At 60.9% G+C, this 12,669-nt stretch carries 11 protein-coding genes and 1 pseudogene; 5 read left to right on the top strand and 7 right to left on the bottom strand.

The features are described from left to right. Positions 1–3 precede the first annotated feature (3 nt). Positions 4–594, bottom strand: a complete 591-nt coding sequence (locus V9T28_RS03955) for an HAD family hydrolase (RefSeq protein WP_116400945.1) — start codon at positions 592–594, stop codon at positions 4–6. Between the two features lie 132 nt (positions 595–726). Between V9T28_RS03955 and V9T28_RS03950 the strand changes: the two genes are divergently transcribed. Beyond that, entirely contained in the window at positions 727–966 is a 240-nt protein-coding gene (locus V9T28_RS03950) for a hypothetical protein (RefSeq protein ID WP_116400944.1), read from the top strand. Positions 967–1,152: 186 nt separating this feature from the next. Here V9T28_RS03950 and V9T28_RS03945 read toward each other — a convergent pair whose 3' ends face one another. Together V9T28_RS03945 and V9T28_RS03940 are read right to left on the bottom strand one after the other, a co-directional pair. After that, the gene (locus V9T28_RS03945) at positions 1,153–2,382 is read right to left on the bottom strand and encodes an MFS transporter (RefSeq protein ID WP_116400943.1); all 1,230 of its coding nucleotides are present in this window, start codon (positions 2,380–2,382) and stop codon (positions 1,153–1,155) included. A gap of 249 nt (positions 2,383–2,631) precedes the next feature. Next, a pseudogene (locus V9T28_RS03940) lies at positions 2,632–3,370 on the bottom strand (IS5 family transposase); the annotation flags it as partial. A gap of 274 nt (positions 3,371–3,644) precedes the next feature. On the opposite strand from V9T28_RS03940, the gene V9T28_RS03935 reads away from it, so the two are divergent. After that, positions 3,645–4,481, top strand: a complete 837-nt coding sequence (locus V9T28_RS03935) for a DUF4118 domain-containing protein (protein WP_116400942.1) — start codon at positions 3,645–3,647, stop codon at positions 4,479–4,481. A 301-nt stretch (positions 4,482–4,782) separates the two neighbouring features. Here the strand turns inward: V9T28_RS03935 and V9T28_RS03930 are convergent, their stop codons facing one another. From V9T28_RS03930 to V9T28_RS03915, 4 genes are all read right to left on the bottom strand, one after another. Continuing rightward, positions 4,783–6,066 (bottom strand): cystathionine gamma-synthase family protein, encoded by a 1,284-nt coding sequence (locus V9T28_RS03930; protein WP_116400941.1) that lies wholly within the window; start codon positions 6,064–6,066, stop codon positions 4,783–4,785. A 79-nt stretch (positions 6,067–6,145) separates the two neighbouring features. Next, positions 6,146–6,958: an arginase family protein gene (locus tag V9T28_RS03925; RefSeq protein ID WP_116400940.1), complete on the bottom strand. Its 813-nt coding sequence runs from the start codon at positions 6,956–6,958 to the stop codon at positions 6,146–6,148. A 115-nt stretch (positions 6,959–7,073) separates the two neighbouring features. Continuing rightward, the gene (locus tag V9T28_RS03920; protein ID WP_116400939.1) at positions 7,074–7,481 is read right to left on the bottom strand and encodes a carboxymuconolactone decarboxylase family protein; all 408 of its coding nucleotides are present in this window, start codon (positions 7,479–7,481) and stop codon (positions 7,074–7,076) included. Then, a complete protein-coding gene (locus V9T28_RS03915; protein WP_116400938.1) occupies positions 7,417–7,845 on the bottom strand; it encodes a MerR family transcriptional regulator in 429 nt (142 codons plus the stop codon). The genes V9T28_RS03920 and V9T28_RS03915 overlap by 65 nt, the downstream gene beginning before the upstream one ends. 252 nt (positions 7,846–8,097) lie before the next feature. Between V9T28_RS03915 and pip the strand changes: the two genes are divergently transcribed. The 3 genes from pip (at position 8,098) to V9T28_RS03900 (ending at position 12,664) form a co-directional block, all read left to right on the top strand. Then, positions 8,098–9,048, top strand: coding sequence for a prolyl aminopeptidase (pip, locus tag V9T28_RS03910; RefSeq protein WP_116400937.1), 951 nt, complete (start codon positions 8,098–8,100; stop codon positions 9,046–9,048). A 189-nt stretch (positions 9,049–9,237) separates the two neighbouring features. Further along, positions 9,238–10,449, top strand: coding sequence for an NADP-dependent isocitrate dehydrogenase (locus V9T28_RS03905; protein WP_116400936.1), 1,212 nt, complete (start codon positions 9,238–9,240; stop codon positions 10,447–10,449). Between the two features lie 73 nt (positions 10,450–10,522). Continuing rightward, positions 10,523–12,664: a hypothetical protein gene (locus V9T28_RS03900; RefSeq protein WP_147306441.1), complete on the top strand. Its 2,142-nt coding sequence runs from the start codon at positions 10,523–10,525 to the stop codon at positions 12,662–12,664. The last annotated feature ends 5 nt before the right edge of the window (positions 12,665–12,669 follow it).

The following is a 12,669-nucleotide window of genomic DNA, read 5'->3' as shown; positions in this document are numbered from 1 at the left end:
CCCCTACAGCCCCAACGTCTGCAAATGCCGCTCGAACGCGTCGCGCCGGGTGAACGTATGCCCTAAGAACCCGCTCGCCTTCGCCGCCTCGACATTGTCGGCGCGGTCGTCGACGAACAGAATGTCCTGTGCGCCGTTCAATTCGCGCGCCATCAGGTCGAAGATCGCACGGTCGGGTTTCGCGAGGCCGAGCTCCTGCGAGAGATAGACCTTCTGGAACGGCGCGAAGATCGGATAGGTGCGCCGCACGTGATCCCAATGCACCGCATTGTTGTTGCTGCAAATGTGGCAGGGCAGCTGCGGCACGACCGCGTTGAGCACGAAATCCTCCATCTCGGGCTTGCCGGAAAAATGGCACGTCCAGGCGTCGATCCAGTCTTGCTGCGATGCGGTACTGCCATAGGTCTGTACCAGTCGGTCGAAAACGTGCTGCACTGGCAACTCGCCGGTTTCCACCCCGTGGTCGAAGGCGAGCCGGGTCAGCTCCGCGAGCGACGGCGGCCGCTCCAGCAATGTCTGCAACCGGGCCAGCATTTTGGAATTGTCGTGATCGACGAGAACCCCGCCGATATCAAAAATAATGGCCCGAATCATTGTGTCCTGTCTCCGTTTGCGCCTGACTAGCTTGCAATCGTGACAAACCCAAGGGCGAAGCGCCGCTTGATCTTTCGCCGCTTCGGCCTATAGTGATGATTGTACGATGGGGTCCAAGAGATGGAGACGGTGATGTCGGTTCCTCCTGACCAGAAGAGTCCCGAGCCGGCGGACGCCGACAAGCCCGAACACAAGAGCTTGATCGAGAAAGTGGTGGACGTGTTCACCCACCATCACGAAAAGGTTCTCGAAGAAGAGAAGAAGTATCTCGACGCGCGCTGGAGCGATGCGACCGAGCGCGACCTTGCCGACGAATTGATCAAGCACGGCGACGGCTTTTCCGAACACGACGACCCGTCGTCCAAAGCATAGGAGGATTACGTCATCCTGGGCTTGGCCCGGGGCCGAAGACACCGCGTGGCAAATGCATCGTGTTAAACGTCGCACGAAAGCCGTTTCCTTCTGCAAGGAAGTGCGAGTCGGGCGCTTCGGGTCAAGCCCAGGATGATGGATCAACAAGCCGCCCCATGTGGGCGGTTTTTTCATTGGGCAGCTTTTTCATTGCGCTGTTTTCAGTGTCCGAACCTGCCGCAGCGGCGGGAACAGCTTCATCCAGATCAGCGCGGTAAGAATGGTGCCGATGCCGCCGAGCACCACCGCCGGCACGGTGCCGAACAGCGCCGCGGTCATGCCGGATTCGAATTCGCCGAGCTGATTGGACGTGCCGATGAACAGCCAATTGACCGACGAGACGCGCCCACGCATCTCGTCGGGCGTCTCGAGCTGCACCAGCGACGAGCGGATGACCACGCTGATGACATCGGCCGCGCCCATCACCGCTAAGGCGGCCAAGGACAAGGGCAGGCTTGCCGACAGGCCGAAGACGATTGTCGCGAGGCCGAATGTAATCACGGCGCCGAACATCGTCGGCCCCACGTGCCGCTGCAGCGAATAGCGCGCGATGGCGAGCGACATGCACAGCGCGCCAACCGCCGGCGCGGCGCGCAGGAAGCCAAGCCCGATAGAACTGGCGTGCAGGATGTCGCGCGCGTAGACCGGCAACAACGCCACCGCGCCGCCCAGCAGCACTGCCACCATGTCGAGCGAAATGGCGCCGAGGATCACCGGCTTGGAACGGATATAGGAGAAGCCCTGGAGCATGATGGCGAGGCTGGCAGGCTCCTTCTTCGGCGCGGTCCAGGATGTTGCGAGCGAAGCAATCAGAAAGCTGGCGCCCAAATACAGCACCGCCACGGTGGCATAGGCGACACCCGGACCCGCGACATAGAGAAAGCCCCCCAAGGCGGGGCCGATGATCGAAGCGGTCTGAAACGCCGACGACGACAAAGCCAGCGCCCGCGGCAACGCTTCGGCGGACACGATGTTCGGCAGCAGCGCCGCGCTGGCGGGCGATTCGAACGTGCGGACGGAGCCGATGACGACGCAGGCCGCGTAGATCCATGCCGGGGTCAGCAGCTGGGTGAAGCTGCCGATGGCGAGAAGCGCGATGACGGCGGCATCGATCGTCTGGCAGATGCGGACGACGTTTCGCCGGTCGTGCCGATCGACAAAATGCCCTGCCGGCAATGTGCAGGCCAGCATCGGTAAAAATTGCGCCAGGCCGACGAGGCCCAGCGCGACGGTGCTGCTGGTGAGCGCGTACATCTGCCAGCCGATGACGACCGACGTGATTTGGAAGCTGAGCGAAGACATGGCACGCGCGGTCAGGAACCGCGTGAAACTGGGCGGGTGCAGAAGGGAGATATGGGCGGCGTTCAGGCTGGTCATGCGCGTCACTTCGTGCGGGGAGAGCCGCGGCTTATAGCTGAGGTGTGGAGCATCGGTCTACAGCGAGTGATCCGATTGAGTGGGACGATGCAGCGCGCGCCCCTTCTCCCCGAGGGAGAAGGTGGCATAATCAAATCGGGTATACCCGATTTGATCATTAAGAATGACGAACTTGGGCTTGCCCAAGTTCATATGCGTGACGGATGAGGGGACACCCTTGCGAGACCAGGACGCGGACTCATTAAGGCGCAGCCATAGCCTGATCGAAGCGAGTTGAACAAAGGCAAGGTAGTTGGCGGCAAGCCTGTCGTAGCGCGTCGCAACCCGACGGCATTGCTTGATTCTGTTGAAGAACCGCTCGACCCGGTTGCGAGCGCGGTAGAGATACGGGCTGAAGCAGATCGGATCGCTGCGGCTGCTTCTCGGCGGGATGTTGGCCCAGGCTCCCTTCTTCATGGCCAGCTCTCTGATCCAGTCGGCGTCATAGCCACGGTCGGCAAGCAGCACCGACCCGGATTTCAGACGAGACAGCAGTTTTCCAGCAAGGCGAACGTCGTGGGCCTCACCGGGGCTCAACGCGAGCCGCACCGGCAGACCATTGCCATCGACCACCGCATGAATTTTGCTCGTCAAGCCGCCTCGTGACCTTCCCATCGATTGGCGCTTGTTCCTTGTGATGCAGGCTCCATGTTGATGTATGCGGACAATTGAGGTGTCGATCATCTGGACAGCGGCATCATCGGTAGAAGCAAGTGCGTCTATGATGCGGCCCCAGACGCCGGCTCGGCGCCAGCAAACAAAGCGGTTGTAGCAAGTAGTGTACGGCCCAAACGCCTCGGGCAGATCACGCCAGGGGGGCTCCAGATCGCAAGATCCAGAAGATACCGTTGAGGACCCGACGGTCGTTTACACGGGGAATGCCACGCGGCTTGTTCGGCAGCATAGGCTTGATGGCAGTCCATTCATAATCGGCGAGTTCGTAGCGCATGATTCGAGCTCCCAGTTCGGGAGCTTGAATCACGGCAGTCTGGCCGAAAGCAATGCTCCTAGCCCGATCCTCATGGTACGACGCTTGCGGGCAAAGCGGACATCCACCAACTGATAGTCCCCGCCGAAACTGCCGACCCCAGAGCGGACACCGAATAGCCCTGGGAGCGGGCAGCCTATTCCCGGATTTTTTGGAACGATGGTAGAATCATTAAATGAAACCAGTTCGCCTCATCGGAGAAGATGACGGCATGGTGCATGGTAGGTAGCAACCGATGTCAGGCTCCTTCGAAGAAGATCCCTTTGCCCCGGCCCGCATCCGCGATCCGCGACCGGCTACGCCGCCGTCGCTTCCCCTGATCGCCCAATACGGTTTGGCGCTCGTGTTCGTCGCGCTCGCGACCGGACTGGCCTTCTTGGTGCAGCATTTGATCTCCGCGCCGAATGTCACCCTGATCTACGTCCTCCCGGTCATTATCTCAGCGACGCTCTTTGGCTGGGGACCGTCACTGCTGGCGGTTGCTGTGGGAGTCATTGCTTTCGATTTCTTTTTCACCGAACCATACTATTCGCTTACAATAACTAGCCCGTCCGATATTTGGGCGGCGGTGCTGCTCTTCGTCATCGCCTCTCTCGCGGCCTTCGTGGCGGCGCAATCCCGTCGGTGGGCGATGGAGGCCCGTGAAGCGGCCGAGCGGGCGCAGGCACTACAAGCCTTGGCCCACACGGTTATCGAAGGCCGTCCGCAATCGCAAATCCTGCAGGCGGCGGCAACGGCCCTCCATCGGATTTTCCGGGCGCCGGCAGCCATCCTGATGCAGCGCGAGAACCGCATCGACGCCGTGGCGACAGCGGGAAGCGCACAAATTACCGAGGCCGACCGTGAAGCCGCGCGAGGCGCCCTTTCGTCGCACGAAAACACCCGAGGAGATACCTATCCATACGTGGGCGCCTACTTTGACTTCTGGCCGATCTCGAAAGCCGCCGGTTGCAACTGTGTCCTGGGGGTCGATTTTGCGCATGCGGCGTGTGAACGGCCGGATGCACCTGAACAAATCATCGAGGTGATCGCGGCGTATGTCGCCGCGGCTCTTGCTCTGCGGTCGAGGTGATCGAATAGGCGTGCCGTTTGCTGCGGTGCATGAGTCCGGAGTTGGGCAGTCGCGACATTTTCTGCGGTTGCACAAAGGCGGTCGGTATCGAAGCAAAGCGGACATCGCCGACGGTTTATGAGTACACGGCCTAGCCTCCACATATGTCTGGCCAATGATGTTTCCGTGTCCCCTCATCCGTCGCTTCGCGCCACCTTCTCCGTCTGGGAGGAGGAGATCGCGCGTCATCATTCTACAAAGCTGTCCTGACGACGAAACGGTCCGCTCAAGCACTCATTCGGAAAATTGCACGCTGTGCCCGCTAAACCCCGTCCAGCGCCTGCGCGAGATCGGAGATCAAATCCTCCACATTCTCGATGCCGACCGAAAGGCGGATGAGAGCGTCGGTGAGGCCGATTTCCTCGCGCAATTCCCGCGCCACGCCGGAATGGGTCATCGAGGCGGGATGCGAGATCAGCGTTTCGGTGCCCCCTAAACTGACCGCCAGCTTCATCACCTGCAGCCGGTCGAGCAGCGCGAAAGCCTCGCGCTCGCCGCCCTTCACGTCGAAGGAGAAGGTCGAACCGGGCGCCGCGCATTGCCGGTCGAACAGCGCTTTGCGCGGATCGTCCGCCGCCAAGAATCCCAGATAGTGGACGTGCGCGATTTTCGGATGGTCGCGCAAGAATTCCGCCACTTGCCGCGCATTCACGTTGGCGCGGTCGGCGCGCACTTGCAAGGTTTCGAGCGAGCGCATCAGCATCCAGCAGGAATTCGGATCGAGCTGCGTGCCGAGCGACGAGCGCCAGGATTTCACCTGCCGCACCAGGCCCATCTTGCCACTGATCGAGCCGCCGACAAGATCGCTGTGGCCGCCGACATATTTCGTCAATGACAGCAGCGCCAGATCGGCGCCGAAGCGCAGCGGCTTTTGAAACATCGGCCCGAGCAACGTGTTGTCGACGACGACCGGCGGGCGCGAGCCTTGCGCCGCCTCTATCTCAGTCGCGATCTCCGCGCAGGCGGCGAGATCGACGAGGCCATTGGTGGGATTGGCCGGCGTCTCGACCAGGATCATCGCCACGCGGCCTTTTTCGCGCGCCTTATTCGCGGTCGCGCGCATCTGGGCGACATCGGTGCCATCGGTGAAGCCGAAGGCGGAAATGCCGAAGGCGCCCATCTGGTTTTTCAGCAGTGTCTCGGTGCCACCATAGAGCGGCCGGCTGTGCAGAATCGTGTCGCCCGGACGCAGCAAAGCGAAGCAGGTCGTGGCGATCGCCGCCATGCCGCTCGCGAACACCGCCGAATGTTCTGCCTCGTCCCAGATCGACAGGCGATCCTCGAGAATTTCCATATTGGGATGGTTGAAGCGTGAATAGACGAGGCCCGCTTTTTCGCCCTCGCGCAACGCGCGCCGCCCCGATGTCAAATCGAAGAAGTCCTTGCCCTGCTGGGCACTCTCGAACACGAAGGTCGAGGTGAGAAAAATCGGCGGCTTCAGCGAGCCTTCCGACAGGCCCGGTGCATAGCCGTAACCCATCATCAGCGTTTCGGGGTGCAATTCGCGATTGCCAATACTGTGCTTGTGATATTCGCGCGCGTCCATCGCAGCCTCCTCAAGCAAGTGGTGCGAGTGTAGAGCATCATAAACTATAGCAGGCCCGGCGATCGCGCCAGCGCGGCGCTCAGCTCTTGTCCAGAATCGGCGCAAGCGCATCGAGCAGCGGTTCGGGCGACACCGGCTCGCCGCCGGGCGTCCAGGCGTTCTGGAATTCCGCGATTTCGAGCCCAACCACCTCATGCGCAGCAATCGCAGCGCAGCACGTGCGCAGATCCTCCAGGGACAAGCCGCCCTCGTGCGCGTAATCGGTCGGCACGATGCCCGGATTCAAGACGTCGCAATCGAGATGCATATAGACCGGGCGGCCGGCAATGGCGTTGCGCAATTCCGCCACAAGATCGCTCTTTGGCTTGATATGCGGAATGCGATGGCGTGCGATCAACTCCTGCTCGAACGGATCAAGATCGCGCTCGCCGACGAGAACGATCTGATCCAACGCGAATCCCGCGCCGAGGCCGGACTCCCAAAGCCCAACAGGAGCGGCCAAGGCAAGGCCGCCAAGATAGCCCGATGTCGTGACGTCGGGCGTGTTGAGATCCGCGTGCGAGTCGAACCACACGATACAGGCCGCAGGATGATGTTTGGCGACCGCGGGCAAGGTCGCCAACGATACGGCGCAACGACTGGTCGCGGCGATCGAAACCGCGCCGCCCGCGAAGACATCGTTGAATCGTGCCTGCATGTCGCGCAGCGCTGGCATGGCGGCGTCCAACTCTTCGCGCCAGCCGACATTCAGCGCTTGCTCCGGCGTGCCGATCAAAGCCGGCGCGATACCCGTGCGCCGCGCCATGGCCGCGCCGATCGCCCGCGCGCCCGGTATCGCCAAATCGTTATGATCGCCGGCGCGTCCCTGGAAAACCGTATAAGCCTTATGCATTCTCAGACCTCGCACATCGCCACGGCGCGCGTTTCCTTACGGGCTCGCGGCGAATTTCGTTCCGTCATGTCTAAATTTTTGTGCTGAGGAATGAAAACCGGCGACGAGATCGCCCTCATGCGTCGAGCGCATCGCGCTGGCGGAAAACCTCCTTGGCGGCGAAGAGGCCGTTGAGCGCGGCTGGGAAACCGGCATATACGGCCATTTGCATGAGAATTTCGACGATTTCTTCGCGCGAAAGCCCGACATTCAGACCCGCATCAATATGCACCTTGAGTTGCGGCTGTGCGTTTCCCATTGCGGCCAATGCCGCTATCGTCGCGATCTCGCGCTCGCGCAGGCCGAGCCCCTCGCGCGAATAAATGTCGCCGAATGGAAACTCGAAGATATAGGTTGCGAAATCGGGCGCTATGTCGGCCAGCGCCGCGATCACATTGTGGCCGGCGCTGCCGTCGATTTTAGCGAGCGCGCGCTGACCGCGTTCTAACCGGCTCTCGCCGCCGTTGGGGAATTGCTGCGTCATAGTCCTTGATCCTCTTTTCCGTTTCGGCATAGCCGTTGATCTTGGTGTCGAGGACGAGAAGACAGGCGTTTAGATCGGCGACGCGCGCACGAACGCGCTCACGGTGCCTTTCCAACAATTTGCGTCGCGCCGCTTCCGAGCCGGCGCCTTGTTCGCGCAACATGGCATAGTGCAACATCTCGCGAATTGGCATCCCCGCCGTCTTCAAACGACCGATGAACTCGATCCAGACGAGAATCGAAGCATCATAGTCGCGGCGGCTCGATCGGTCCCTGTCGGCATAGGGCAGCAGACCGATCCGTTCGTAATAACGGATCGTGTGTGCGGATAAGCCCGAACGCTTCGCAAGTTCACCGATCTTCATAAGCCCCTGTCTTTCATCACAACGCTTGAGAAGCTACGAGTTAGAGCGCGCTCTAAGTCAAGACTTATTTTTCACGTTTGTTGGGACGCGATTGAATTGCTGGATTTCCCCTGCACAACACGCATCATCGGCTCCGCCCGACAATCGAAAATTTCGAGAGGTTCGCGATTCGGCGACGAAGCGGCTTGCGGCCTCTCGACTTTTCCGTATCGTGGCCGCGCCCGTCCCACCTTTGCAAGCTGAAGGCGTCTCATGTCCGAATTGCGTTCCCTTTATCCGCCCATCGAGCCCTATCACACCGGATTTCTCGATGTCGGCGACGGGCATCGGATTTATTACGAGCGCGTCGGCAAACCGGGCGGCAAACCGGCGGTCTTTCTGCATGGCGGGCCCGGCGGCGGCATTTCGCCGGCGCACCGGCAATTGTTCGACCCTGAATATTATGACGTCTTGCTGTTCGATCAGCGCGGCTGCGGGCAATCGACGCCGCATGCGAGTTTGGACGCGAACACGACATGGCATCTCGTCGCCGATATCGAGCGCTTCCGCGAATTGGTCGGCGCTTCGAGCTGGCTGGTGTTCGGCGGCTCGTGGGGATCGACCCTGGCGCTCGCCTATGCCGAGACGCATCCGCAGCACGTGAGCGCGCTGATCGTGCGCGGCATCTACACGGTGACCGAGGCCGAGCTCAAATGGTATTACCAATTCGGCGTGTCGGAAATGTTTCCCGATAAATGGGAGCGGTTCCAGGCCCTCATCCCGCCGGAGGAGCGCGGCGACATGATCGCCGCCTACCGCAAGCGCCTCACCGGGACCGATCCGGACCTGCAGCTTGCCGCGGCCAAGGCCTGGAGCATCTGGGAAGGCGAAACGATCACGCTATTGCCGAGCGAAGACCTTGCGGGCGCCTTCGGCGACGGCCATTTCGCCCTCGCCTTCGCGCGCATCGAAAACCATTATTTCACCCACAAATGCTGGCTCGACGAGGGCCAATTGCTGCGCGACGCCAAGCGCCTGCACGGCATTCCCGGCACGATCATCCACGGCCGCTACGACATGCCCTGCCCCGCCCGTTATGCCTATGCCTTGCACAAGGCCTGGCCGGAGGCGGAATTCCACCTCATCGAGGGCGCGGGGCATGCGTTTTCCGAGCCAGGGATTTTGGATCAGTTGATCCGGGCGACGGATCGGTTTGCGAATTAGGTTTTCAATCCCACAACGAGCGGCGCCCCTTCTCCCCGCAAGCGAGGCGAAAGGGGCCACGCCGCGTGACATAAAAACCGAGACGATAAGCCCCAATCCCTCCCCCTTCCCCCCCGCCCTCGCCCGGTGCTATAGCTCCCCTTCCAGCCTTTTCCGGCGTGCTCCGCGTCATTCATCCGAGAGGTCAAAATGCAAAAAATCAAGGTCGCCAATCCGGTCGTCGAAATGGACGGCGATGAAATGACCCGGATCATCTGGCATTTCATCAAAGACAAGCTGATCCATCCCTATCTCGACATCGACCTGAAATATTACGACCTTTCGGTGGAAAACCGCGACGCCACCAATGACCAGGTGACGATCGACTCGGCGGAAGCGACCAAGAAATACGGTGTCGCCGTGAAATGCGCGACGATCACGCCGGACGAAGCCCGCGTGAAGGAGTTCAACCTCAAGGAAATGTGGAAATCGCCGAACGGCACGATCCGCAACATCTTAGGCGGCACGATCTTCCGCGAGCCGATCATCTGCAAGAACGTGCCGCGCCTGGTGCCGGGCTGGACCCAGCCGATCGTCGTCGGCCGTCACGCCTTCGGCGACCAATACCGCGCGACCGATTTCAAAGTGCCGGGCAAGGGCCGCCTGACCGTGAAGTTCGAGGGCGAAGACGGCACCGTGATCGAAAAGGAAGTGTTCAAATTCCCCGGCTCCGGCGTCGCCATGACCATGTACAATCTCGACGACTCGATCCGCGATTTCGCCCGCGCGTCGCTCAACTACGGCCTGCTGCGCAAATGGCCGGTCTATCTCTCGACCAAGAACACGATTTTGAAGGCCTATGACGGGCGCTTCAAGGACCTGTTCCAGGAGGTCTATGACGCCGAATTCAAGAGCCAGTTCCAGGCCGCCGGCATCACCTACGAACATCGCCTGATCGACGACATGGTCGCCTCGGCGCTGAAATGGTCGGGCGGCTATGTCTGGGCCTGTAAGAATTACGATGGCGACGTGCAATCGGATACGGTGGCGCAAGGCTTCGGTTCGCTCGGCCTGATGACGTCGGTGCTGATGACGCCGGACGGCAAGACGGTGGAAGCGGAAGCCGCGCACGGCACCGTGACGCGCCATTACCGCGAGCACCAGAAGGGCAAGGAGACCTCGACCAATTCGATCGCCTCGATCTTCGCCTGGACCCGCGGCCTCGCCCATCGCGCCAAGCTCGACGGCAACGATGCGCTGCTGAAATTCTCGCACACGCTGGAAAAGGTCTGCGTCGATACGGTGGAATCGGGCTTCATGACCAAGGACCTCGCACTGCTGGTCGGCCCCGATCAGAAGTGGCTCTCGACTGCCGGGTTCCTCGACAAGATCGACGAGAACCTGCGCAAGGCGATGGCGTAAGCCTTATTTGGCGTTGCATTCAACAGAGGCGGAAGCAAATATGCTTCCGCCTTTTCTTTTGACGGATGCTGCCATGCGTCTTTCTCTTATCGGCGTCATTTTGGTTCTCGCCTTAGCCCCCCAAACAGCGCGCGCCTGCGGATACGGGCCCGACGACGACGCCTTTGGGCGATGGGGGTTGGATCAACGGACCTACAACGGCTACGATGGATTGCCGTTTCTCAGTCCGGGCAATGACACCCGCATCAATCTGCAGATGTTGATGATGGATGCTGGCTCGCAGGCGGGGAAGCTCGTTGACACGGCGGATCAGGATTATCTCAACAGCTACATGATGTTCCCGAACTTCAACATTAAGGGAATACGCTACAGCTCGGGATTGTACTCCATCTACACCCTCATGGGTGACGACGCCCCGGTCAACCACAGAACCGAACCGAATTCGGTTTTCAGCGCTGACGAAGGCACGCGCTGCGTTTCGTTCGACAAGGGCCAACAGGCGTTCGCGAGCGCCGCGCAAGCTGAATCCAGCCTGTCTGACAGCGAGCGCACGCAACTCATCGCGGCGCGCGCGGGCCTGAATCCTGCATGCCGCGCCGCCGGCGGACCGGGTGATGGAACAGCCTCCTCCCCGCTGCCGACGATGACGCTGACCTCACCGGCTGCACGCGACTTTGGCGATTATCTTGCGGGCGCGCAGGCCTTTTATGACGGCAATTTCGATGCTGCATTGGAGCACTTCAACCGGCTTGCCAAGGCGCAAAACACCTGGCTGCGCGAAAGCGCCGGTTACATGGTTGGCCGCACTTTACTCAACAAAGCGCAGCGCGGCGCTTTTGACGCGCTAGATGGCACGCCGGAGCCCAAACTCACCGACCGTACGTCCGCGGATACGTGCGAGACCGCATTCAAGACCTATCTCTCCGCCTATCCAAACGGCCAATATGTGGCCTCGGCGCGCGGCTTGCTGCGGCGGCTTTATTGGCTGCAAAACGACACGGCGCGGCTTGGCAACGAATATAGCTGGCAGATGAGTCACATTGGCGACTCATCTGCCAATTTGAAGGCGTCCGATCTGCTCCGGGAGATCGACGCCAAGTATCTTCCCGATGCCAAATTGGACGCTCGCGATCCGTTGCTGCTCGCTACCAAGGACTTGACCCTCTTACGCGACCGCGGGTCGGACGGGCCAACGTTCTCGGCCGCGGATCTGGAAGCGCAGGCCCCCGACTTTGCAGGCCACGAAGCCCTCTTCACCTTTCTCAAGGCGGCACGGGTTTATTATATCGATCACGATGCGGCAGCGGCACTGCAATTGCTCGGGTCCGCATCGTCGGAGCCTTCATCGCCACCCTATCTTGGCTTCAGCCGCGAGGTCCTGCGCGGCCAGGCGTTGATGGCGCAAGGCCAATTCGCGCAAGCAGCGGATCATTGGAGCGCCCTGTTGCCGCGCGTAACCCAGCGTTGGCAAAAGGAAACTGTCGAGCTTGGCCTCGCGATGAGTTGGGAGCGCGCGGGCACAGCGAACAAAGTCTTTCTGCCACCCACTCGCGTCGATACGCTCGGCATCCGCGCGGTCCTGCTCCGCCATACGGCAGGCCCTATTTTGCTGCGCATGGCGGTGGCCGATCCGCAATCGACGCCGCCGGAGCGGGCGCTTGCGCGATTCGTCCTCTTATTCAAGGAGATTACGCGCGGCCACTATACCGGCTTTCTGCAGGATGTGGCCGCGCCCAACCTGACTGCGGACGACGATCAGGCGCCGGAAGCGATGAAGCTCGCCACGTTCTTGCAATCCGGCACGAATGAATCCTATCCGTGTCCCGATCTCAAAACGATCGCGGGAGAACTGGCGCGCAATCCGCGTTCGGCCCACGGCCTGTTATGCCTGGGCGACTTCGTCCGCACCTCCGCGCTTGACGACTTTGAAGCCAAGCCTCCGGCCGCCAATGAACTCGGTGGCGCCAAACCCATCTTTCCCGGCGAGCCCTTCGCGCGCGGCGAGATCTATAAAAATCTGATCGCCGATGCGGCGACACCCGAGAAGGAGCGCGCCTATGCGCTTTACCGCGCCATCTATTGCTATGCGCGTGTCGGCAACAATTCGTGCGGCGGCAAGGCTGTCGACAAGGCCCAACGCAAAGCCTGGTTCCACGAACTGAAGACCAAATATGCCGCGACGTCGTGGGCGCAAGACCTGCAATATTATTGGTAGACGTG

It is taken from the genome of Methylovirgula sp. 4M-Z18, from assembly GCF_037890675.1.
Classification (GTDB): domain Bacteria; phylum Pseudomonadota; class Alphaproteobacteria; order Rhizobiales; family Beijerinckiaceae; genus 4M-Z18.
The sequence above is the reverse complement of the archived record's forward strand: the minus strand, read 5'-3'. Positions and strand labels throughout refer to the sequence as shown.

Excerpts from the sequence above, each read along its gene's own strand:
- V9T28_RS03955 (WP_116400945.1), bottom strand. The coding sequence starts at position 594 with ATGATTCGGGCCATTATTTTTGATATCGGCGGGGTTCTCGTCGATCAC.
- V9T28_RS03950 (WP_116400944.1), top strand. The coding sequence starts at position 727 with ATGTCGGTTCCTCCTGACCAGAAGAGTCCCGAGCCGGCGGACGCCGAC.
- V9T28_RS03945 (WP_116400943.1), bottom strand. The coding sequence starts at position 2,382 with ATGACCAGCCTGAACGCCGCCCATATCTCCCTTCTGCACCCGCCCAGT.
- V9T28_RS03935 (WP_116400942.1), top strand. The coding sequence starts at position 3,645 with ATGTCAGGCTCCTTCGAAGAAGATCCCTTTGCCCCGGCCCGCATCCGC.
- V9T28_RS03930 (WP_116400941.1), bottom strand. The coding sequence starts at position 6,066 with ATGGACGCGCGCGAATATCACAAGCACAGTATTGGCAATCGCGAATTG.
- V9T28_RS03925 (WP_116400940.1), bottom strand. The coding sequence starts at position 6,958 with ATGCATAAGGCTTATACGGTTTTCCAGGGACGCGCCGGCGATCATAAC.
- V9T28_RS03920 (WP_116400939.1), bottom strand. The coding sequence starts at position 7,481 with ATGACGCAGCAATTCCCCAACGGCGGCGAGAGCCGGTTAGAACGCGGT.
- V9T28_RS03915 (WP_116400938.1), bottom strand. The coding sequence starts at position 7,845 with ATGAAGATCGGTGAACTTGCGAAGCGTTCGGGCTTATCCGCACACACG.
- pip (WP_116400937.1), top strand. The coding sequence starts at position 8,098 with ATGTCCGAATTGCGTTCCCTTTATCCGCCCATCGAGCCCTATCACACC.
- V9T28_RS03905 (WP_116400936.1), top strand. The coding sequence starts at position 9,238 with ATGCAAAAAATCAAGGTCGCCAATCCGGTCGTCGAAATGGACGGCGAT.
- V9T28_RS03900 (WP_147306441.1), top strand. The coding sequence starts at position 10,523 with ATGCGTCTTTCTCTTATCGGCGTCATTTTGGTTCTCGCCTTAGCCCCC.